At 44.1% G+C, this 20,987-nt stretch carries 15 protein-coding genes; 2 read left to right on the top strand and 13 right to left on the bottom strand.

The annotated features are described in order from the left end of the window. Positions 1–126: 126 nt before the first annotated feature. The 12 genes from BN1002_RS05560 to rpiA all read right to left on the bottom strand — a co-directional run bounded on the left by BN1002_RS05560 (position 127) and on the right by rpiA (position 17,661). Positions 127–1,560: an aldehyde dehydrogenase family protein gene (locus BN1002_RS05560; RefSeq protein ID WP_331386299.1), complete on the bottom strand. Its 1,434-nt coding sequence runs from the start codon at positions 1,558–1,560 to the stop codon at positions 127–129. Between the two features lie 18 nt (positions 1,561–1,578). Continuing rightward, complete coding sequence (locus BN1002_RS05555; RefSeq protein WP_048824034.1) at positions 1,579–3,210, bottom strand: acetolactate synthase large subunit; 1,632 nt, start codon at positions 3,208–3,210, stop codon at positions 1,579–1,581. 264 nt (positions 3,211–3,474) lie between these two features. Further along, positions 3,475–3,912, bottom strand: coding sequence for a VOC family protein (locus BN1002_RS05550; RefSeq protein ID WP_048824033.1), 438 nt, complete (start codon positions 3,910–3,912; stop codon positions 3,475–3,477). A gap of 243 nt (positions 3,913–4,155) precedes the next feature. Continuing rightward, on the bottom strand, positions 4,156–5,916 hold the full coding sequence (locus BN1002_RS05545) for a PhoX family protein (RefSeq protein WP_048824032.1): 1,761 nt from the start codon (positions 5,914–5,916) through the stop codon (positions 4,156–4,158). A gap of 424 nt (positions 5,917–6,340) precedes the next feature. Then, positions 6,341–8,299, bottom strand: a complete 1,959-nt coding sequence (locus BN1002_RS05540; protein WP_048824031.1) for a family 16 glycosylhydrolase — start codon at positions 8,297–8,299, stop codon at positions 6,341–6,343. A gap of 19 nt (positions 8,300–8,318) precedes the next feature. Then, positions 8,319–9,149 carry a carbohydrate ABC transporter permease gene (locus BN1002_RS05535; RefSeq protein WP_052445616.1) on the bottom strand — a complete coding sequence of 277 codons (831 nt, stop codon included), beginning with the start codon at positions 9,147–9,149 and terminating at the stop codon, positions 8,319–8,321. Beyond that, positions 9,149–10,030, bottom strand: coding sequence for a carbohydrate ABC transporter permease (locus tag BN1002_RS05530; RefSeq protein ID WP_048824029.1), 882 nt, complete (start codon positions 10,028–10,030; stop codon positions 9,149–9,151). The genes BN1002_RS05535 and BN1002_RS05530 overlap by 1 nt, the downstream gene beginning before the upstream one ends. Positions 10,031–10,144: 114 nt before the next feature. Next, entirely contained in the window at positions 10,145–11,218 is a 1,074-nt protein-coding gene (locus tag BN1002_RS05525) for an ABC transporter substrate-binding protein (RefSeq protein ID WP_269429817.1), read from the bottom strand. Between the two features lie 566 nt (positions 11,219–11,784). Further along, complete coding sequence (locus tag BN1002_RS05520; protein WP_048824027.1) at positions 11,785–13,293, bottom strand: glycoside hydrolase family 31 protein; 1,509 nt, start codon at positions 13,291–13,293, stop codon at positions 11,785–11,787. A gap of 117 nt (positions 13,294–13,410) precedes the next feature. Continuing rightward, positions 13,411–14,991 (bottom strand): response regulator transcription factor, encoded by a 1,581-nt coding sequence (locus tag BN1002_RS05515; RefSeq protein ID WP_048824025.1) that lies wholly within the window; start codon positions 14,989–14,991, stop codon positions 13,411–13,413. 12 nt (positions 14,992–15,003) lie between these two features. Then, on the bottom strand, positions 15,004–16,782 hold the full coding sequence (locus BN1002_RS05510) for a sensor histidine kinase (RefSeq protein WP_048824023.1): 1,779 nt from the start codon (positions 16,780–16,782) through the stop codon (positions 15,004–15,006). A 207-nt stretch (positions 16,783–16,989) separates the two neighbouring features. Continuing rightward, entirely contained in the window at positions 16,990–17,661 is a 672-nt protein-coding gene (gene rpiA / locus BN1002_RS05505; protein ID WP_048827766.1) for a ribose-5-phosphate isomerase RpiA, read from the bottom strand. A 262-nt stretch (positions 17,662–17,923) separates the two neighbouring features. Here rpiA and BN1002_RS05500 point away from each other — a divergent pair, with 262 nt between their 5' ends. After that, complete coding sequence (locus tag BN1002_RS05500) at positions 17,924–18,163, top strand: hypothetical protein (protein ID WP_048824021.1); 240 nt, start codon at positions 17,924–17,926, stop codon at positions 18,161–18,163. A gap of 258 nt (positions 18,164–18,421) precedes the next feature. Next, positions 18,422–18,715, top strand: a complete 294-nt coding sequence (locus BN1002_RS05495; protein ID WP_331386298.1) for an SRPBCC domain-containing protein — start codon at positions 18,422–18,424, stop codon at positions 18,713–18,715. A gap of 205 nt (positions 18,716–18,920) precedes the next feature. On the opposite strand, the gene BN1002_RS05490 is transcribed toward BN1002_RS05495, so the two are convergent. Continuing rightward, positions 18,921–20,972: an Ig-like domain-containing protein gene (locus tag BN1002_RS05490; protein WP_197072746.1), complete on the bottom strand. Its 2,052-nt coding sequence runs from the start codon at positions 20,970–20,972 to the stop codon at positions 18,921–18,923. Positions 20,973–20,987: the final 15 nt, after the last annotated feature.

Raw genomic sequence — 20,987 nt, 5'->3', positions numbered from 1 at the left:
GCCTGCCCCACTGAAACTCAGGCTTCCCTGGCCAAATACAATATTCATTCCTTTTTGCCAGCCGTTGTCATGAACAAGGATCATCCCTTCCATTTGGAGCTTCCATGAACAAAATAGACAACAGCTTTATTTTGACAGCTTGACCCCGATGAACTTGATTTCTGTCATTTCGTCCATGGCGTACTTGACGCCTTCCCGTCCGATGCCGCTCTGCTTGACGCCGCCATACGGGTAGTTGTCCTGCCGGTAGACGCACGATTCATTGATCCAAACGCCGCCCATCTCAAGGTTTTCCGCGACCCTGAACGCCCGGTCGATGTCCTTCGTGAAAACGCCTGCCTGCAGGCCATAAATGGAGTCGTTCGTCCTTTCGACTGCCTCTTCCTCCGTCCTGAAAGGCATCACGGAAACGAGCGGGGCAAATGCTTCGTCGGTGACGACTTTCATGCCCTTTTCCACATCGGTGATAATCGTTGGAGAAAGAATGCTTCCGTCAAGCTCGCCGCCGGTTTGGATGGCTGCTCCCTGCTTCCTGGCTTCCTCGATCCAATCCTTCGCCCTTTTCGCTGCATTTTCGTCAATCATTGGGCCGATATCGGTTTCCTCATTCCGCGGATCGCCGATTTTAAGCTGCTTTGTCGCTTCAACAAATTTCCCAAGGAACTGGTCATATACATCCTCGTGCACATAAATCCGCTGGGCGGAAACGCAAACCTGCCCCGAAAAGCCAAAAGCAGCGTTGACCAAACTTTCCACTGCCTGGTCAAGATCCGCATCCTCAAAGATGATATTCGGTGAATTGGACCCAAGTTCCATGGTGACTTTTTTGAAACCGGCCGTGTCCCGGATCATTTTGCCAACGGTGAGGCTTCCAGTGAAGGTGATTTTATGGATGTCTTTATGGGTGACCAGCGCCTGGCCGACAGTCTCGCCTGTTCCGAGCACGAGGTTGATGACGCCATCTGGGAGCCCCGCCTCCTCGAACAGCTTTACAAGCTTATAGGCGGAGACCGGCGTTTTTTCAGCCGGCTTGAAAATGACGGTGTTGCCTGTCGCGATGGCCGGTGCAATTTTGTGAAGCGACAAATTCAATGGGAAATTGAATGGTGTAATCGCTGCGACGACGCCGACCGGGACCCTCTTCACGAAGCCCATTTTGTCTGAGCCGCGCAAGTCGGCATCCATTTGCAAAACTTCACCGGTCACATGCTTGCACAGTTCGCTCGCGTAACGGAGAATTTGGATGGAACGCGTGATTTCAGCCCGGCTATGCTTGATTGGCTTGCCAGCTTCCTGGACGATCATGTACGCGAAATCCTCCTTCTGCTGTTCGAGCAGGTCGGCCGCTTTTGCAAGAATCCTTGCCCGTTCGTGCGCCGGCATCATTTTCATCGTGTTTTTGAAAACAGATAGGCTGTTGCTAACGGCTTCGTCCAGATCTTCCTCATTGGCGAGGACAATCTCCGCCACAGTCTCATCGTTATAAGGATTTTTCACCGCGAGTGTTTCCCGGCTTTCATCGTTCAGTTCCTTTCCGCCAATTATCGATGCGATTTTCACAATTTTATGCCTCCTTGGTTAGCAAAGTATGTTGCCGAGCTTTTCGGTCAGCTTCACGTTCTCCCGATAATCTACCGGGCAATCAATTAGGACAGGTTTATTCAAATCAACCGCTTTTTGGAGCGTTTCCTTCAATTCCCCGGCTTTCTCGATTCTGAACGCCTCAAAGCCGTATGATTTTGCCAGTTGGACAAAATCCGGGTTGCCGAATTTCACGTGTGATGAGCGGTGGAATTCATTCAGCTGCTTCCATTCAATTAATCCATAGCCGCCGTCCCTCCAGAGGAGAATAATGATCGGCAGCTTGAGCCTCATCGCCGTCTCCAGCTCAGCACTTGCCATCTGGAACGAGCCGTCTCCGCAGACTGCCACGACATTCCGTTCAGGATGGACCAGTTTCGCGGCAATCGCACCCGGCACCGAAATGCCCATCGAGGCGAGGCCGTTGGAAATGAGGCACGTATTCGGTTCATACGTGTGATACATTCTCGCCATCCACATTTTGTGGGCGCCGACATCGGAAATGGCAATGTCATTTTCCTGCAAAACTGACCGGAGATCGGCGATGATTTTTTGCGGTTTGACTGGAAAGCCCTCATCCTCTGCAAAAGAGCTCAGTTCATCAAGATTCTCTTCCCTGATATGGGCGGCCCACTTGTTATCCCTTTTTGCCGGAGAAATGGTTTTTCCGAGCTGCTTCAGGTTCTCATCCAGATTTCCGATGACACTGTGGGTTACCGGGTAGTCAGCATCTGTTTCCGCCTCCTCGGTATCAATATGGAGGATCGGCGTCTCCCCGCCCTTGTTCCAGTTTTTCGGCGGAAATTCCGCGATATCGAAGCCAATCGCAATAATCAAGTCGGAATCCCTAAACCCGCAGGTAATATAATCGCTGCCGCTCATTCCTGCCGTCATCAGGCTTAGGTCATTTTTGAAAGGCATGGCGCCTTTTCCCATAAACGTGTGGACGACAGGAATATCGGCCTTTTCGGCAAAATCGCGCAGGCTCTGGGCCGCATATTCACGAGTGATGCCCATCCCCGCGAGGATAAGTGGACGCTTCGCCTCTTCAATCAGCTTCGCGGCCTTCGAAATGGTGCGCTCTCCCGCCTCCATGATCGTCTGATCCATAATTTTAAGCGGCTGCCCTTCGACTTTCTCGGCGGCGATGTCTTCCGGAATATCGATATGGACCGCTCCCGGCTTTTCGCTCGTCGCTACCTCAAAAGCCTTCCGGACCACTTCCGGAATGATTTCCGCTTTTTTCACTTGGGTATTCCATTTCGTGACCGGCTGATAGACTGACACAAGGTCATAATATTGGTGGGAGATTTTATGCTGGCGATCCAGACCTGCCTGGCCGGTGATCGCGATAATCGGGCAATGATCCATGTTCGCGGTCGCCACCCCCGTCAATAAATTCGTCGCTCCAGGACCGAGCGTCGACAGGCATACTCCTGGCTTTCCTGTCAGCCTCCCATACGTCCCGGCCATAAACGCGGCATTCGTCTCATGCCGCGTCACCACAAACTCAATACTCGAATCGAGAAGAGCATCCATAATATCCAGGTTTTCCTCACCCGGAACCCCGAAAATATACTCAACCCCTTCATTCTCAAGACACCTAATCAACAATTGCGCAGCATTCACTTAACCACCCCTTCAAAAAAAGTCCTAGTTGGACTATTCCACTTATAAATGTGAATAAACGTAAGATGAAGCAGCGACTGAAGCAGGGGATGGTTCCAGTCCTTCCTTAATTCAAACAATTCTTGTCAGAACAAAAACAATCCCGGCTGCGTCAGCAACCGGGTATTTAATATAATGACGTAATGTATGAAGTGCTCTAAGATAACAGCGGAGAAATTAGAGCCCCTCATCGTGGCAAAATAAATGTGTCAGCTTACCGTCTGTTTATTTGATTTTCTCTGCTAGTTCTAAAATAATTCCCTCTGGCCCCCGAACGTAGCATAACTTATAACTTTCTTCATATTGCTGTATCTCACTAAAGATTTCCGTGCCTTTCTTTTTTAACTTAGCAACTATCGATTCAATATCTTCGACAGCAAAGCAAATATGCCGGATACCCAGAGTATTTGCCAAAGGTTGCTGAATACCTTTTTCATCTGACGGCGTATAGAATTTGACTAGCTCTATCCATGCCTGGCCATCTGGCATCCCCAATCCTACACATGCCGTTTTAACATCATTAAGCCCCACTATTCGGTCCAACAGTTCTCCATCCAATTCCCATTCCGCTTGCACTTCAAGTCCTAAATCAATAAAAAATTCTTTAGCCTGTGCAAGATCATTCACGTTGATACTCACATGATCTATTCTATTGATTTTCATATCTTCTACCTCCTTGAAATCAAGTGTTCAACAAACTTTTTGCGATTTCCTGCCATAATAGCTATACAGCAAAATTTTAATAGGCTAACTTTGAATTAATCACTTTTTTCAATGTCATCTTAACAATATGCCCTATACAAACTTCTTTTGAAACGGTCGTTGTAGTAATCATTAAAAAAGAGTAAGACAGAGGCATTGGCTTCTGTCTTACTCTTTTCGGGCTGTTTTTTTCCAGCTATGAGCTTACTTATTTTTATGGTTATCCCCTACAAAAGGCAGGCCGGAGAGGTAGCCGGCATTGCCGGGATTTTGCGAACCAACCATGAGATAGCTGAATCCATTGAGATCTTCAACCATCTGGATGCCTGTTACTTCTCCCGGTGCCGCGGCTGAGACGATTCTGGAGAGCTTTTTCGTGTCAATATTATAAGCCCAGCCGTAGTTGTTCACATGCTTGCCGCCATCTTCCGCAATAAAGAGTGTCCTCATTTTTTCGGAGTAGACGATATTGTCAGGATTGGAAATTTTGTCTGGATTTGCGGTGTTGCCCGCCGCATCCTTACTTGCAAGGTCTTCGCCTGTGATAAGGCCGTTCATGTTCGTCGCAACATATCGGCTGCGAATCGGATGTCCGGATTGGTCTTTCACACCTTTACTCAAACTCATTTCATAAATTCCACCTGCGCTGATTTTCGGCAAGTGGATGTCATCGACAGGGTCTGATGGATTTGCTTCCATTCCGCCAGCGATTGTGGACATGGTCATGTAAACTTTATTATCTGCCTTATTAATTTCCATAGTCTCCATTTTGTTAAATTCTGATGTAGCACCAAGCAGTGCTCCATATCGGCGCGATTCCAGGAAAGCAGCCGCTTTTTCCATGCCTGGCTTAAGCTTCAGCCATTCGTCCCTTCCGCCGGCTTTCACTCGTGTAAAGTCATTAGCTTTTGCATAAGCTGCATCGTTTGTCGCTTCAAAAATATCACTGAACTTCAATTTCAGGGCAAGCTCTTTGATTTCCTGGTCATTGGCATGCCCCAGTTTAATCCATTCCAAGTTTGCGGAACCACCATTTTCAGTGCCGGTTTGCACCCACTTCGCTGCATATAGCGTGCCTGATGTCAGGTCCTTCTGTTTATCAGCGACATACATGAATGCCATCGTGTAGCCGCCATCATCCCCGAAATACACAGTGCGGTTATCCGGTGCCACTTTTGCGTTTTCAATTGAAAGGCGGCCCATGCTGTAATGTTTCACCGCTTTGGCTGTCCCGTCACTAGAAACAGTTACCTCGGGAACATGGCCGTACAAATATGGGTTTCCGAGAATGGTTGGATCCTGGTAATAGTTGCGGGCAAATTGAGTCACGGAACTATTTTTTGGATCGGCTTCAAATGCTCTCGCATCAGGCTCGTATTCTTCGCTGCCCAGATGGGTGTTCCACGGAGTCAGCGATCCGGCACATGGCGTCCAGATTCCGCCGTCCGCTGAAAAGTCGATTGGCATTGTGTCTGTAATAGTCAATTCCCCTGTTTTCGGATTTTGTTCAACTTTATTCAGCATAATTTGTTTTGGCATGTTGCCAATTTCATTCGAAGGCATTCCCTCGTAATGATTGACCATGTATAACTTCCCGTTAACATTCATCAATGTATTGCTGTCAGGTGAGGTCGATATGTATGGCTTTCCATCCGCATTCGTAATCAGCTCGCCATTGGCGTCATAGGCTGCTCCGGCAATCCCGCTCTTGTACTTGTCGCCCGGCTTGAATAAAGATTTAAACTCGAGTGGAATTGTTTTTTGCGAGCCGTTGCTATAGGATACAACCGCGGAAGCTCCACTGTACATTTTGGATTTTTCTTCAGCAGAACTTGGCACATCCATCCCGACAAATTCTACCCTATCAACAGAAACAGGCTTTTTCGGTTCGGCAAAAACATTCGCAGCCGACGGGAACAGCACACCCAAACTTAACATTGGAATAATCATCGTTCGCTTTTTCATCTTTACTCGCCTTCTTCCTTAGTTAATTTTACGTACAACTAAAGTGTAAGGAAGTAATATTAATCCTTTATTGAAAACGTGTAAAAGTAATATAAAGAAAATTAGTTCAATGGAAGCAAGGCAAAAGACCCAGCAAATACGAACAGCACCCTTCCAATTGTTAGGAAAGGTGCTGTCATGTATTGCAAAAGCTCCTTGGATTTTTAAAGAGCTTTAATAAATAAAACGAGCTAAACTTTCGAACATTGTCGTTGATTTGCTCTCCAGGCACTTCGCTTTCCATGGGGCGTCAGTGGAGCCTCCTCGGCGCTCAAGGCGCCTGCGGGGTCTCCACTTGCCGCTGCATCCCATTGGAGTCTACGTGCCTTCCGCTCCAATCAACTAATTTCACCTTCATTAATTAGGCTTATATAGTGGATTTTTTCTACTTAGTCACATAGCCAAACGCAATCTCCCGCATCGCGATTTTATTTCCCCATGTAAGTCCGACATCCGTAATGATAATTTTCACTTTGGATGTTTTCATCGGCTCCACATCAACTTTCAATGTTTCGCCGTTTTCCGTATTGCCTGCGGTTGTCCACGGAATAGTGTATTCTTTCTCGGCAGGAATCCAGCTTTTTGCTTCGGAATCCCATGCTGCCAGCTTGAATTTTCTGATACCCTGATCTTTGCCGTAATTTGTACTAAAGGAAATCGAATTTAAGGTGATGTCCTTATGGAAGTCATACTGGATATTTACCTCTTTATCAGTTGGCAATTGATTGGAGGCAAATCTAAATTCACCGCTATTGCTTAAAAGATTCCCATCAAAAAGCTTTTCAAGTTGAGACTGGCTGTTTTCCACCCCGAGGTTTTCACTCGTATATGGCGGCGGTGGCGGCGGAGTTGTCACAACTATTTGCAGGGTAGGATTTGTTACTCCCTCCACGCCCGTTAAATTAGGCAGGATGCCACTCTTGGTGATTGCTTCCCCTGAATTGATTTTATCTAAATCTTCTTGGGTAATAGGATCCCATTTTACAAACTCTTGAGTGACGACGCCATCATTCCAAGTTACATTTACATACGATTTTGTATTTGGCAGATTAGGCTCAGTGTAAATTTCGCCCTCATGCCCGGCCACAGCTGAAGTATATTGTTTCAGAGCAGCCTGCCCTTCCAAAACGGTAACCTCGGAATCTTCTACATTGACGACCTTCAGTTCCTTTTTAGATAGTTCCTTCTGGCCTTCAGGAAGCTTTTTATAGACTCTTACATAATCAATATCAAAGGTGTTTGGATATGGCATCCACTCCCATGGGCCCGTCCATCCGCCTGCCCGCTTTTCATATTGGGAGAATAATTGAATCATAGGATAGTCGATATTCAAGTTCTTGCTTCCAACTACTTTTCCATCCACATAAAAGACGAGTTTATCAGGAAATGCACCCGAGCCGGTTCCTTCTTGCCAGTCCAGACCAAACGTGTGCCATTCATCATGGAAGTTTGCATTTGGATTAATGAAAGTCTCCCCCGCATCCCTCACAGGAAAGGCGTCTTTGTCATTCCAATTATGGAACGCTCTTGGCACGGCTGTTTTTTGGTTTCCTAAAATCTCAAAAATATCAATTTCCGCTGAGTGGTCCACTTGATCCTCAAAGCCTAGGAGCCACCAGGCGGAATGCCTTGACGAACCAGCCTGGCCTTTCGCGCGGATTTCATAATAGCCATACTGGTTAATATGTGTTAACTCGGTCTGGACTGGATTGCGCACCACATTGTTTCCATTCCAATTATGGAGCCCGTTTCGATTTCCTGTTGTAAACCCGCTCACCCGGGTTTCGCCATCATATTCAGGCGCCCAGCCTGGCGTATCTTCTTGAACTTGGAGCTGCATTGCACCATTTTTGATATCATAAATCGGCTTTGCGTATTCCGGAGTCTTTGTCCAGGATGAGAGATACTTATCGACCCATAGCTTTGAATCCAGCTTTCCGTTAGGATTATTGAATTCTTCATCAAAAATTAAACGATAGCCTTCTTTTTGCACTGGACTAGCAGGGGTATGTTTCCCCCATTTTGCCGTAAGTGTCATATCCTCATTAGGCTTGTACGGGAAAATCATCTCATATTTGTTATTTGGACCATAGAACCATCCAAGAAAGTCATATCCTTCCTTTTCGATTTTCTCGAAAGGCACTCTCTTCTCCCGTAGTGGTTCCCCAACTCCCAGTTGAAGCTGTTTCATTTCCTCGCCATTGGCCGGATCAAACGTAATCACAAACTTCTCGGGGGTTGTGCCTTCAGCGGATGCCTTATCCGACAGAGCCCCCAGCGTGGAAATATTCAGGACTACAAGTGCGGCCAATAGAATCGATACAACCTTTTTTAGTTTCGTCATTTAATATCCTCCTTTGTTGTCAGCCTTTTACGGCCCCTGCTACAACACCTTCAATCACACGTTTTTGCATTATGATATAGAAAATAACCAATGGAAGAGTTGACATGACTAGCATCGGAAAGAATGATGTCCAATTTGTCGAAAATGGACCGACGTTTTTATATACTTCCTGCAATAATACTGCCTTATCTGGAGACTGCAGGAACAGTAACGGGGTAAGGAAGTCATTCCAAATAGCTAATGTATTCAAAATAACAACCGTGGAAATGATCGGCTTCAACAATGGAAATATAATCAGCCAAAAGCATTTGAACGTTCCGCAGCCGTCCATAAATGCCGCCTCTTCCAATTCAACCGGGACAGTATTGATAAATCCCCGCAAAAGAAAGATTGATAGAGGGAGATTTATACAAAATACACTTACCAAGATGACGCCCAGGTGCGTGTTCATAAGATGCAAGCCGGAAATAATCTGGTATAACGGAACAATGGCAATTTGAAACGGAATAATCAGACCTACCAAAAAGACCGAATACATGATTTTTACGATTTTCCTTTTACTGCGCGCAATCACATAGGCCGCCATGGTGGCGAAGAAAACAAGCAGAATGACCGCCACAACCGTAATAATCAGGTTGTTTTTTAGTGCCTGCGTATAATTCATTGCTTCCAAAGCTTTTGCATAGTTTGCGAATGTGAGGCTTTCCGGCAATCCAAGAGGGCTGGCAGCTGCTTCTGCTGGAGTCTTAAAGGTAGTGATAACTAAATAGTAGATTGGCAGGAATACGATGCCGCTAATGATGATCAGCCCAAGGGTGTTCAGGACCTTCCCAATTGTAATTCTTTTCATCAGACGATCTTCCTTTCCCATTTATTCAGGAAAGCAATGACAATGCGCGATAAGATGAATACTGCGATAAAAAAGATTACCGCAAGTGCGGATGCATATGCATTTCTTCCGCTGTTGAAGCCTTCCCGGATCATGGTTGTCATGATCGTTTCGGTCGCATATCCCGGCCCGCCTTTTGTCATCGCAAAAATGACGTCGAAGACCTTCATTCCCCCTATAAGGCTCATGAGAAGATTAAAGGATACCGCCGGATATAATAATGGGAGTGTGACCGAGAAAAATGTCCGGATCTTGCCCGCGCCGTCAATTTCCGCCGCTTCATAAAGGGAGGAATCAATGCTTTTCAAGTTGGCAATATAAATGACCATTGACCAGCCCGCCCATTGCCACACTTGTGTTGCAAGAACAGAATAAAGAGCGATTTTCGAATCCCCGAGCCAATTCACCGGCTGGCCGCCGAAAAATTGGATGATGTTATTTAACAACCCGTAATCGGCCGAGGTCATAATATACTGAAAGAGAAACCCAACGACCAAGATGCTCAAGACAGCCGGCAGAAAAACTAACGACTTTACAAAGTTCGCTCCGGCCATTTTTCGGTTCAAATAGACGGCGAGCAGGATGGCGATGACATTTTGCAAAACCGTAATCGAAATGGCGTATTGTAAAGTATGTTTGATGGCCGCTACTGTTTTTGCATCCTGAAAAAGAAGTTTATAATTGTCGAAACCAACAAATTTAAGGGTAGAGTTATAGACTGACCAATTCGTGAAACTATAGAAAAAGCTCATTGCTGTTGGGACAATAAAGAGGACAATAAATCCAATGAACGCTGGAAGAATCATCAACATAAAGACCCGTTCTCGCTGCTTATTGTACATAAATAAACCGCCCCATTTTTTAACATCTGGATATCCCTAACATATAGAGAAAAAGTGGAAAATGGAGTTTACTCCATTCCCCACTTAGTTTTCACCCTTACCGGATGAATTGAATCAATTAAGGGTCTTTCTTAAGTTTTCGTTCGTGTCATCTGCATCCTGCAGCGCCTGTTTCACTGTCTTTGTACCTGCCAGGACTTCTTGCAAGGATTTCCCGTATGCTTCAACAACCGGATTTCCTGACGTCCAAACCGCAGTCCAAGGTGCGTATACATGACCAGCTTTGAAGGCACCTTCACTATCCTGATAGATATCACCAAGATCCACTTCGACACCTTCCAGGAAGGAGCTTCCCGCGTTATCCTTAACCAATGCTTGTTGTGCCTCTTCAGTTGCGGTCAGTTCCAATACTTTAAGCGCCTCGTCAATGTGCTTGGATTTCGCATTAATTGCCAATGCTGAGCCAGGGCCGCCGATCAACCAGCCGTCACCCTCTTTTTTGCCTGGAATTGGGAACATTCCAAGTTCTATATCAGGATTTTTCTCCATGATAGTTGGTACTGCCCATGGGCCGCTTTCCCACATCGCAGCTTTACCTGTGGCAAATTGGTCCAATGCCTGGTCATAGCTGAGTCCGAGCATATCTTTTGTCAAAATTCCTTCATCGATGACCTTCGACCACTCTTTTACAGTCGGAAGCCAGGCTTCAGCCAACTTCGCTTTTCCTTCGTTAAACTGTTCATCAAAGTCTTTATTTTTCTCATTTGCGTAAAATTCATTGTTTACAAGCCCGATGCTCTGTTTCATCATTGGCTCCCAAGATTGCGCACCCATCACTTGCGGCTTAACGCCGTTTTTAGCAAGCTCCTTGCTGACGGCAATAAACTCATCCCAAGTTTTTGGAACTTCAACGTTATTTTCTTTAAAGATAACTTTGTTATAAAAAATCCCTTCGAACCAGGATTGCAGCGGAGTGGCATAAACTTTGCCGTCCACAGAATATGGCTTGAGGCCAGGTTCAACATACTTCGAAGTGAATTCTTTGTCAGTCAGATCAAGGAGATAGTTGGCTTTTGCAAGCAGCTTTGCCTCTCCGCCCACTTCAATGATATCCGGGCCTTGTCCTGCTTGAAGCTGTGAATTCAATACATTGTTGAAATTATCAAGCGCGACAAATTCAAATTCGATATCAATATTCGGAAGTTCCCATCGAGTAGTTTTAAGTATGTAGCTCTAGTTGATTCTGCGTTGTACGCCATCACCCGAAGCTTTGTCACCTTTTCTCCATCTTTACTTTTCGATTCTGTTTTACCCGAACAGCCAACTAAACTGGCTGCTACTAATAATAAGCAAAGCAACGATGTAATCGTTTTCCTTTTCATCTAAATGCCCCTCTTTCTATGTGATAACTAAATTGTATTGTTTTCTATTCGGTCGTTAAATACGGGATATTACGGTTCTTATATAAAAAAAATACTATTTATTCGGGTTGAATAAATAGTATTTCCGCTTATTATTCATTTTCTATCACTATATTACGGTCAGAGATAGGATGAATTAAAGAATTTCCATTAACTCAACCTTACGGTTGATTTCCGCTACGGGCACACGCTTTCCACGGGGCGTCAGTGGAGCCTCCTCGGCGTTACCGCCTGCGGGGTCTCCACCTTGCCGCTGCATCCCGTAGGAGTCGGTGCCCTCCGCTCCAATCAACTAATTCGCAAAACTAAAAGCGTAAAAATTTTTTCCCCAATTTAAACACGTTCGAGGATAACCGGGATGCCTGGGGTGCTGGTGAAGTTGTGATATTCGCCTTCACTGCTCAGGACGTCTTCGCCGTATTTCCATTGTCCTTTTGGTATGTATACTTTTTTTCCTTCGGCGCCTTTTTCGCTTACTGGGGCGACAAGGATGTCACTTCCGAGCATGAATTGGTCAATTATCTTTTCTACCGCCTCGTCAGGAAATTCATAGCTCATATAGCGAATGATTGGTTCGCCTGTTTCTTTTGCGTGCATAACGAGCTGTTCAATTCTGTCTTGATAGTTCTTCCGCGTTTGGACACTTTGAAGGATTTGGTCAAAATAGGCCTGTTCGAGCACTCGGTAAGGCGCGGCGGAAAACTGCATCGCCGGCATTAAGCAGGCAATTTCACTGTGGCGCACAAAAAGCTCCGGATCCAATGACCCTTTGTCAAGATGGAGGAAGTTAAGGTATTCCCCTCCCCCGATCATATCAGGGCAGCTGAATGGATGGCCGGTTATTCCCTGTAAAAGGCTGTTCGGGATTAATGCCCCAATTCCCGTGTTTCCCCATGAATGTTCTTTATCACAGAGACGCTGAAGCAGGGACATGCCTCCCGCCTTGGAGGTGACCCGGTATTCATTAAACGGATATTTCTCGCCATACTTTGCCCATGCTAACGACTGTTCATCAGGCGTGACGTTTCCAAAAGTCACATTGTCATCCCGATAATGAGTGCTGTCGCCGCCATCGAACTTAAACCCATCGACGCCCATCTCGCACAAGCGGCTCAATTGTTCATCCATCCATACAATCGTATCGGGATTGGAAAAATCAAGGACAGCGGAATGGCCATTCCACCATTCTGTAATAAACGGCTTCCCGTCCGCATTCTTCACTAGAAATTGCTTATCCCTGGTCTCCCGGTACTCTACCGTGTCCGGCGTGATATAAGGGCTTACCCAAAGCATCACATGGAACCCTTTATCGTGAAGAGTTTGAATCATTTTCTCTGGATTCGGGAATTTTTCTTTATTAAACTTCCACTTTCCGTAATAGTCCGACCAGCCATCATCAATCATCATGACGCCTGCAGGCAAGCCGTTGGCCAGAATGTCCTCGGCATATTTCAAAATGTCTTGTTCATTTTGATAAAAAGTCAGTTCAATCCAGCTATTATAGATGGGGCTGCGGAATAATTCGATACTCGGCCCTTTTTTTTGAAAGGGAAAAAAAGTGGTCATCGCTTGTAAATAGGCTCCCTTTAAATCTCCGTATCCTTCGCCTAATTCGATATCTCCCTCAACCTCAATCGTTCCTCGATCAAACGTAATGACAAAGCCCTTATCCCCCCAGAGATAACGGCCTCTGCTTGACAAGAAAAGCGGCATCGCCTGGTTTGGCGTCCGGTTCAAGCGCAGATCATATTGACGGTATGACTCTTCACCAATCGGCTCCGACACGCCTTCATGGACAAATCCTCCATACCAATATTCCCGTTCCAACATCTTCATTCTCATTTCGTTTGTACCCTCCCTAACTCTGGCAAACAGACATAAGATCTCCAGTTTGCTTCCTACTATAAAGAAGAGGGCACTATAAAAAAAGCGAAAAAGTTATCGTCTTCTACAACTATATTACTGTTTCAGAATCTGGCTCTGATGCCGCTTCCTGTATTCGTTCGGCGTCATGCTTTCATACTTTTTAAAGAGCATGGAGAAATAGCTCGGGTTATCATAGCCAACCTGGAAGGATATTTCATAGCTCTTTAAGTCGGTTTTAAGCAAAAGCTCCTTTGCCTTTTTGAGCCTTAAATCCGTCAGATACTGCCATAAGCTGATTCCTACTTCCCGTTTAAATAAATAGCAGAAGTAATTTTTGCTTACTGCGATTTGATTGCAAATGTCCTCGAGCGAAAGGCTTTGATTATAATGGTTCTCCAGGATTTCGAGACTGTCTTCAACGAGTTGGCTATATTGCTTCTTCACAACGTTTTCCTGATTGAATGTTTCCTCTATCCTCTGCCACATGAAATTCTGAAGGCTTTTTAACGAGGTTAGTTCCCTTAAATCCTGATACGATATCGTTAATATTTCCGCCATTTTTTCAGTTTTTTCACTTTGCGTCGAAATGATTTTCTTTAAGACAACGATTATTTCAAAACAAATTTCATAAATCAGGTCCAGCTCGACCGGGTTGATATTTTTTGACAACTGAAATACTTCCGATAGAATTTTGCCTGAATTAGTAAGATCCTCTGCTTCCAAGGCATCCTCCAATTCTTTTGCCAAGGTACGGCTTTGGATTTGGATAAAATCGTCTTCGTTGCAATTATAGTCATAACCCAATACATCTTCCGAATCGAGGTAAAAATTATAACGGCTTAGCAGTTTTATTTGTTTATATTGGTGGGGCAGCTCTTCCAACCCTTTGACTGACTTACTAAAACAGGCTTTCACATTGATATTGAATTGGTTCTTTAAGATCGCCACCAATTCTTGGCATAAGCTGATGAGATTTTCCTGCTCGAGACCAGACAGCAGGATTGTCCATGAATTTTCCTCAAATTCAAATTGAATCGACTCATAGTCTGCAAGTACGTCCTCCATGATCCGGTTGATGTACCCCATTTGCAACGCTTCAATACTTTGCATCGCAACAAATTCATCAATCGTCGTATGGTTTATTTCCAAATTGAGAATATGATAGTGGCCAAAATTAAACGGAAATTCTTCGAGCTTACTTTTATGGCCTGTATGCATTCCCATTTTCATATAATTGCGGAGCTCGAGCTTTTTCAGTTGAGTCTGGCTTTTATCCACGATGCGGCGCTGTTCGTTTTCACCATCAATTTTGCCTAAAACTCTCTTGATCGCGTCATTTAATTCTTCCTCATCGATTGGTTTCAAAATATAATCAGAGCAGCCAAGTTTCAGCGCTGTTTGGATATTTGAAAAATCACCATGGGCACTTACTAAGATGATTTCGGTCTCTTTATTAATCGTTTTTACTTTCTTAATAAACTCAAGACCGGTCATATTAGGCATCTGGATATCCGTTATGATGATATCCGGTTCATCTTTTAAGAATGCACTGTAGGCTTCAACTCCATCCTGGGCGTAGCCAATCAGTTCCAGGTTGAATTTTTTCCAATCTATTAAACTCTGCAACATCCGGATTGTCAGCAATTCATCATCCACTAATAATACTTTCAGCATATGCATTCCCCCTTAGCTAATGGATGGAAGAGTGATGATTACACTTGTCCCCTTATTGTTCCTGGAAATCAATTTCAGGCCATAGGATGCCCCGAACTCGCTTCTGATCCGTTGATTTACATTCAGAAGGCCTATGCTTCTTTGCGGTGAATAGGAATTTTTATAAGCAAATTCCTCATTCATTTTGCTAACTAATCCCTCTTCCATGCCGCTCCCATTATCCGTAATAATGATGCAAATATCAGATTCGTCCCTTTCAACATTAATCGTTAAAAAGCCTGTTTCACGGTTCTTGAATCCATGCTTTAAGGCATTTTCAACGATTGGCTGAATAATAAGTTTCGGAACCATGATGTCTGCTAACTCTTGGTCGCAATCTATCGAATAAAAAATCCTGTCTTCAAAACGGACATTTTGAATTAAAATATAATGTTCAGTGTATTGCAATTCCGTCTCAAGTGGCACCTTTTCGTAAGGCTGATAAACCGAATATGACAGCATTTTGCCTAATAATGTCGTAACCTTTGAAATCTTTTCCGCTTCTCCATTCACCGCGAGCGCTTTTATGGACTGTAAAACATTATTCAAGAAATGCGGGTTAATTTGATTTTGCAGCTCACGCAATTGTGCTTCCGAGAGCTTTTTCTCTTCCTGCAAAAGCTTATCCGATAGCCGCAGCAAATTTTGGATCATGTTTTCCGCCGTTTTGGAAAGCACCGCTATTTCTTCCGTGCTGTTTTCCGGGAAGGAAACCGCATAGTCGCCGATTGTGATTCTATTAAAGCTCCGAACCAACTGATTAACAGGATTCAAAATGGTTTTTGAAAGGATTCCGGAGATGAATGTAATAATCACACCGGAAACAAGCAGCGTCCCGATAATAAATAATAATACGGTAAATTTAGTATCCTGCAGATCTTTCAGGCTTTTAATCCCAACAATATTCCATCCATCTGTATCCGTAGTGGCCGTCACCACCAATAAATCTTGTTCCTTCGAACCCTTGCCCTTTATGACAAAATAATCCTCGCCATGATCAAGCTTGTTCTTAATCTTATTCAACTGACTATTTGAGACTTCTTTAGACTCCGGTAAATGAATCCACTCTGTTCCATTATTAATCGCGAGCTGCACTTCCTCCCTCCCCGTATTCGCAAGTAGAAGAGGAGAAAGATCTACGTCGCAGATTAGATAGGAATTGTTTTTGAAATCAAAGGCTAACTTATTTTGAACCGGCGTGACCATCGAAATCGTATCGGCCCCTTTGCCATTGACGAGATAATCGGACGGGTGAAAACCGGTAAAATAACTATTTCTAATGGAGGTTTCCTCCATATTCTTAATCTGTTTAAACCATTCCTGCTTCCCAAAATTGTAATTCTCATTCACATGCTCTTTATACGAATAGAGCGCTTTCCCGTCACTGCCAATGATGACGGCATTTTTTATATAAGGGACTGTTTTCAGATGCTGGAGTGCCTCATCCGCGTTTCGCTGATTATACAGTTCAATCGAATAGTCAATATCTTTGTGCTGATTGCGATAGGCAACCGCCGTCCTCACATCCTGGCCACTTACAATAAGCATCGCCACATTTTGCAAGCTGCTAAAATATTTATCCAATAACCGTATGTTCAATTCGACTGTATTCCGCAAATATTGATAGCTCTGATCCTGATAGCGCTTACTGCTATACTGCATAATAATAAGCCCAAACACGATAATCAGGATGAAGAAGACAATTGAAAAATATGTCTTCATCTTAAATTCCATCGTATTCCGTTTCTTCATTCTTATTGTCACTTCCCTGCGTGGCCTACCATTTATATTACTAGATTTATATTAATCGAGGTACCACCTAAGGAAAACTTTGGACAAAAACGAACAGCACCTTCCCCGTGATTCGGAAAGTGCTGTTTGGTTTTTGCAAAATATAATGAGCTATTGGTTTCTCCATTCTTTAAAAAAACCAAGTTTGATTTCTTGATTTCATAGCGTTCACTTAGGATTTTGAACGATAATGGAACCGGTTTGATCCAATGTGATGAGGATATCTGTCCTATCGATAAATAGACCATGTTCGACTACTCCAGGAATTCTATTTAGCTTTTCCGCTAAGGATTGTGGCCGTGATATTTCCCCGAATCTGCAATCTAAAATGAAATTCCCGTTATCTGTCTTAAAAGAACCGCCTTGATATTGACGGAGTTGAGGCTCACATCCAAATACAAGTAATTGCTTCTTGGTGATTTCCGCGCCAAAAGGAACCACTTCTACCGGAAGCGGAAATTGGCCTAATTTTTCAACTCGCTTGTCTGGAGTAGCTACGACTATAAACTTCTTAGCAGCATTGGCGATAATTTTCTCTCTTAAAAGCGCGCCGCCCCCACCTTTAATCAAGTTGAAGCGAGGATCATATTCATCCGCTCCATCAATTGCGATATCAATTTCATCAATTTCCTTAAAGGTGGCCAGGGGGATGCCTAATTTTTTTGCCATTTCCTCAGTTTGGACCGAGGTGGGAATTCCTCTAATCGATAATCCCTTCTTCACTAGTTGTGCAAGTTTGGTTATCGTGTAATATACCGTCGACCCTGTGCCAAGTCCAACGACCATTCCATCTTCGATATACTCTGCTGCCTTTTCACCAACTAATTTTTTTTGATTCAAAATATTGTCGCTCTCCATTTTTGATTCACCCTTTTTGAAAAAGCATACAAACAATAAATATTGTCGACTTGGTTTTTTTAACATCCCCACGTTCTTTCTTTCCTAATCTTATTACCCTATTGCTTTACATTAAAATCCATTCGCTTTTTGTTTTGGGGTCCGCACTTCTTTATTCAAACATTATGATATGAAACGTTTTGGTGGTAAAATACCTTAAAGAACGATTAAGGATACACATTTACTTTTTTTGGAGGCGGTACATATGGATAAGCAAGGACAAGAAATGTTTTTGAATTTTATTTTGCAAAGAGTACAGGAAGGCAAGGAAGAGGAAGCAAGAGCAATCCTTCTGGAAAACTTCCGGAAACAAGATGAGGGAACTTTCTCACAGGAAGATATTCTAGAATTTGTCCCTAAAATGATCAGCTTGATTAAGCCAGAAAGACTAGGTGAAATTCAAGCAGTCGTAAAACAATTTTCTGGTGAATTTGGAAACAAGTAAGGCTGATCGAGGTAAACAGAAACGTTTTGAGAGAACCGATATTGGTTCTCTTTTTTTTTTCTGGGTACTTAAAGGATTGAAATAAGTAACTCTAGAATGTTTCAGTTGAGTTTTCAAAAAGATTTGAATACGGGGTGACATAATGAGTAATGATCATGTTGTAGGGCGAACTAAATCCGTTGGCTTTCAAATTGGTGTTAGAAGAACATTTTCATTTCTCAGGAAATCGCATGGGAGCTTCTGGCTTCTAATGCAGGTTTGAATAGCTGCCTGGGGGAAAGTGAACATTTCGACCTTAAGCAAGGGGGAAAATACGCTTCAACTACTGGTGAAGGTGAGTTCCGAATCGTTAAACTGCACGAGCAGCTCCGGCTTACTTGGAAAAAATCAGGATGGGAGAAAGCTTCTACGATTCAAGTTCGGATCATTCCAAAGAACGATGGGAAAACAACGATCAGTTTCCATCAGGAAAATCTTCCTGACGAGCTTGCCAGAGAAGAAATGAAGCTCCATTGGGAAGGCGTGCTGGAGAGAATCGGTACCCAAGGTTAGCGATGCAAACAACCTGATTGTACCCATCAAAAGCTGAGCTCTGCTCAAGTTTTATTATCATTACCCAATTTCGCGTCTGCCCCAGATGTCAAAAAATCGGGACAGGAACCAGGATTATACCTGGTTCCTGCCCCGATTATGTTTTTATTTTGCCCATTTTCAAAGACTAGTTTATTCCAATTACAACATTTAAATGGTGACCAAACTAGTAAACCTTCACACTGGCTGTCGTACTGACAGCTCCTTTGGCATCTTTCGCGTTCACATTAATCACTGTGCCCTTCCTTTGTTTAGGAATGCGGACTTGGAAATTTCCATACGCATTGGCTTTGGCTGTATAGGTTCTTCTTCCGATCTTAACGGTGACGACTGCATTTTTTTCTGTTTTGCCCGTTACTGTGGTTGAATACGTTCTGACTGCGTTCACAACAGGTCGGTTCGGGGCGACTCTGACAACGGTCACACTCCGTGCATAGCTGATTCTTCCAGAACGATCTTTCGCGGTAACCGATAGAACAGTTCCGGCATTAGTTACCGGGATGGAAACCTTAAAGTTTCCTTTCGCATCGGTTTTGCCAGAATAGGTTTTCGAACCGAGTTTTATAGAAACAACGGAATTTGCTTCCGCTTTCCCTGTCACAGCAACCGCTTTATTGTTCACTGCATTGACGACCGGAATATTTGGGGCCACCTTTGTGACGGTCATCGTTTTTGCCGGGCTAACATTCCCCGCTCCATCTTTTGCAGAAACGTACAGTTTTGTCCCTGCACTTTGAACAGGAATCGTGATTTTATAATATCCGTTCGTGTCCGCTTTGGCTGAAAATGTTTTGGTGCCGACTTTCACCGTGACAGTCGCAGCCTTTTCCGTTTTCCCTGAAACGTTGGTTGCCTTGTTGGTGACCGCATTCACCACCGGAATAGCGGGCGGTATGACATCCTTCACCGTTACGACTGTCGGCAGACTTACGTTTCCAACAATGTCCGTCGCCGTGATGCTGATTTTCGTTCCGGGTGCCTGTAGGGGTATATCCGCCCAGAAAGATCCATCTTCATCAGCGGATAGGTGGGCGATTTCCCTTGTCCCTATAAAAATTCCTACCGCTGCAAAAGCTTCTGTTGTTCCCCTTATGACTTTACTGCGATTTGTCACCTCATGGAGGAGGACAGGTTTTGCAGGAGGAATAATGTCTTTTATGAGTTCCAGGGTTTCCGGAAGATAAGCGTAAGATACATTGCTCGCATTATCAATCATCTGAATCATAAGAGAATATTTTCCAGGTTCCACATCCCCGTATATCCGGAACAACATTTCCCATAAATCCGTGTCATTATTTTTTTGTAAAGTGGCTATATTGCAATTCCAAATCTTGTTACAATACATGAAGGTCGCAGAGCGAACCCCTGATTTGTCGTCAGTTATCTTCGCGGTCACTTTTACGTTTTCTCCCTGATAAACGGTTTGCTTGTCTATCTTGATTTGATTTGCGTTAGGAGGCGTGATATCCCTATCCGGATTAGAAAGCTCGAAGTCTTTCAAAACAATTTTTTCATTATTGGCAAGGTCCATCACGGCAAGGCGAACTGTCCATTTTTCCGGAACGGTATTTTTCTCGAATAAAAATGATCCGGTCCATTCGTCGCGCTTGCTGTCATACGTTAATCGCGGCCCGTAAGTTGTCCATCCTTCCACTTCACGATTCAAAAAGTCTGCTTTAATGGACTTTACCCCAATATTATCAACCGCTTTTACTGTCAGCTTGAACGATGTACCCGCCTCTACCGGCTGAGGTTCAATCTGAAGACTTGACACTTCCGGCATCACTCGGTCTTCATTCGGGTTTATGACTGTAATATAATTCTTTGTCCATCTATACCAGTAATTATCATTTTCATTATATAGGTAAAAACGAAGATACCAGACACCCTGATGATCGTAATCTTTTATCCTATATGTACCTGTCCATGTGTCAGTTACCTTATTGTAGGCCATGTCGACGAGTTCATCAGTTTCTCCAGCAAGATGTGCTTGGACGTTTTTGATAGTATCAGTTGGTGCAGAAAGTTTTGCAGTAATGGTAATCGTTTCTCCCGCATGCGCTTCAGCTGGACCAATTGTCGAATCTAAAATAGATGGGCCTAATGGTTCACCCGTGCCGCTTGAAACCGAAATGCCGCCAGCACTTGTATTAGCCATGCCCAATCCTGGCAATAAGAGCATCATACACAGCCATGAAAGAAGTATTTTTTTTCCCAACCGCTTCCCCCCGCT

The sequence above is a fragment of the Bacillus sp. B-jedd genome (assembly GCF_000821085.1).
Lineage (GTDB): Bacteria > Bacillota > Bacilli > Bacillales > Cytobacillaceae > Bacillus_D.
This window is presented reverse-complemented; position numbering and strand designations above follow the sequence as displayed.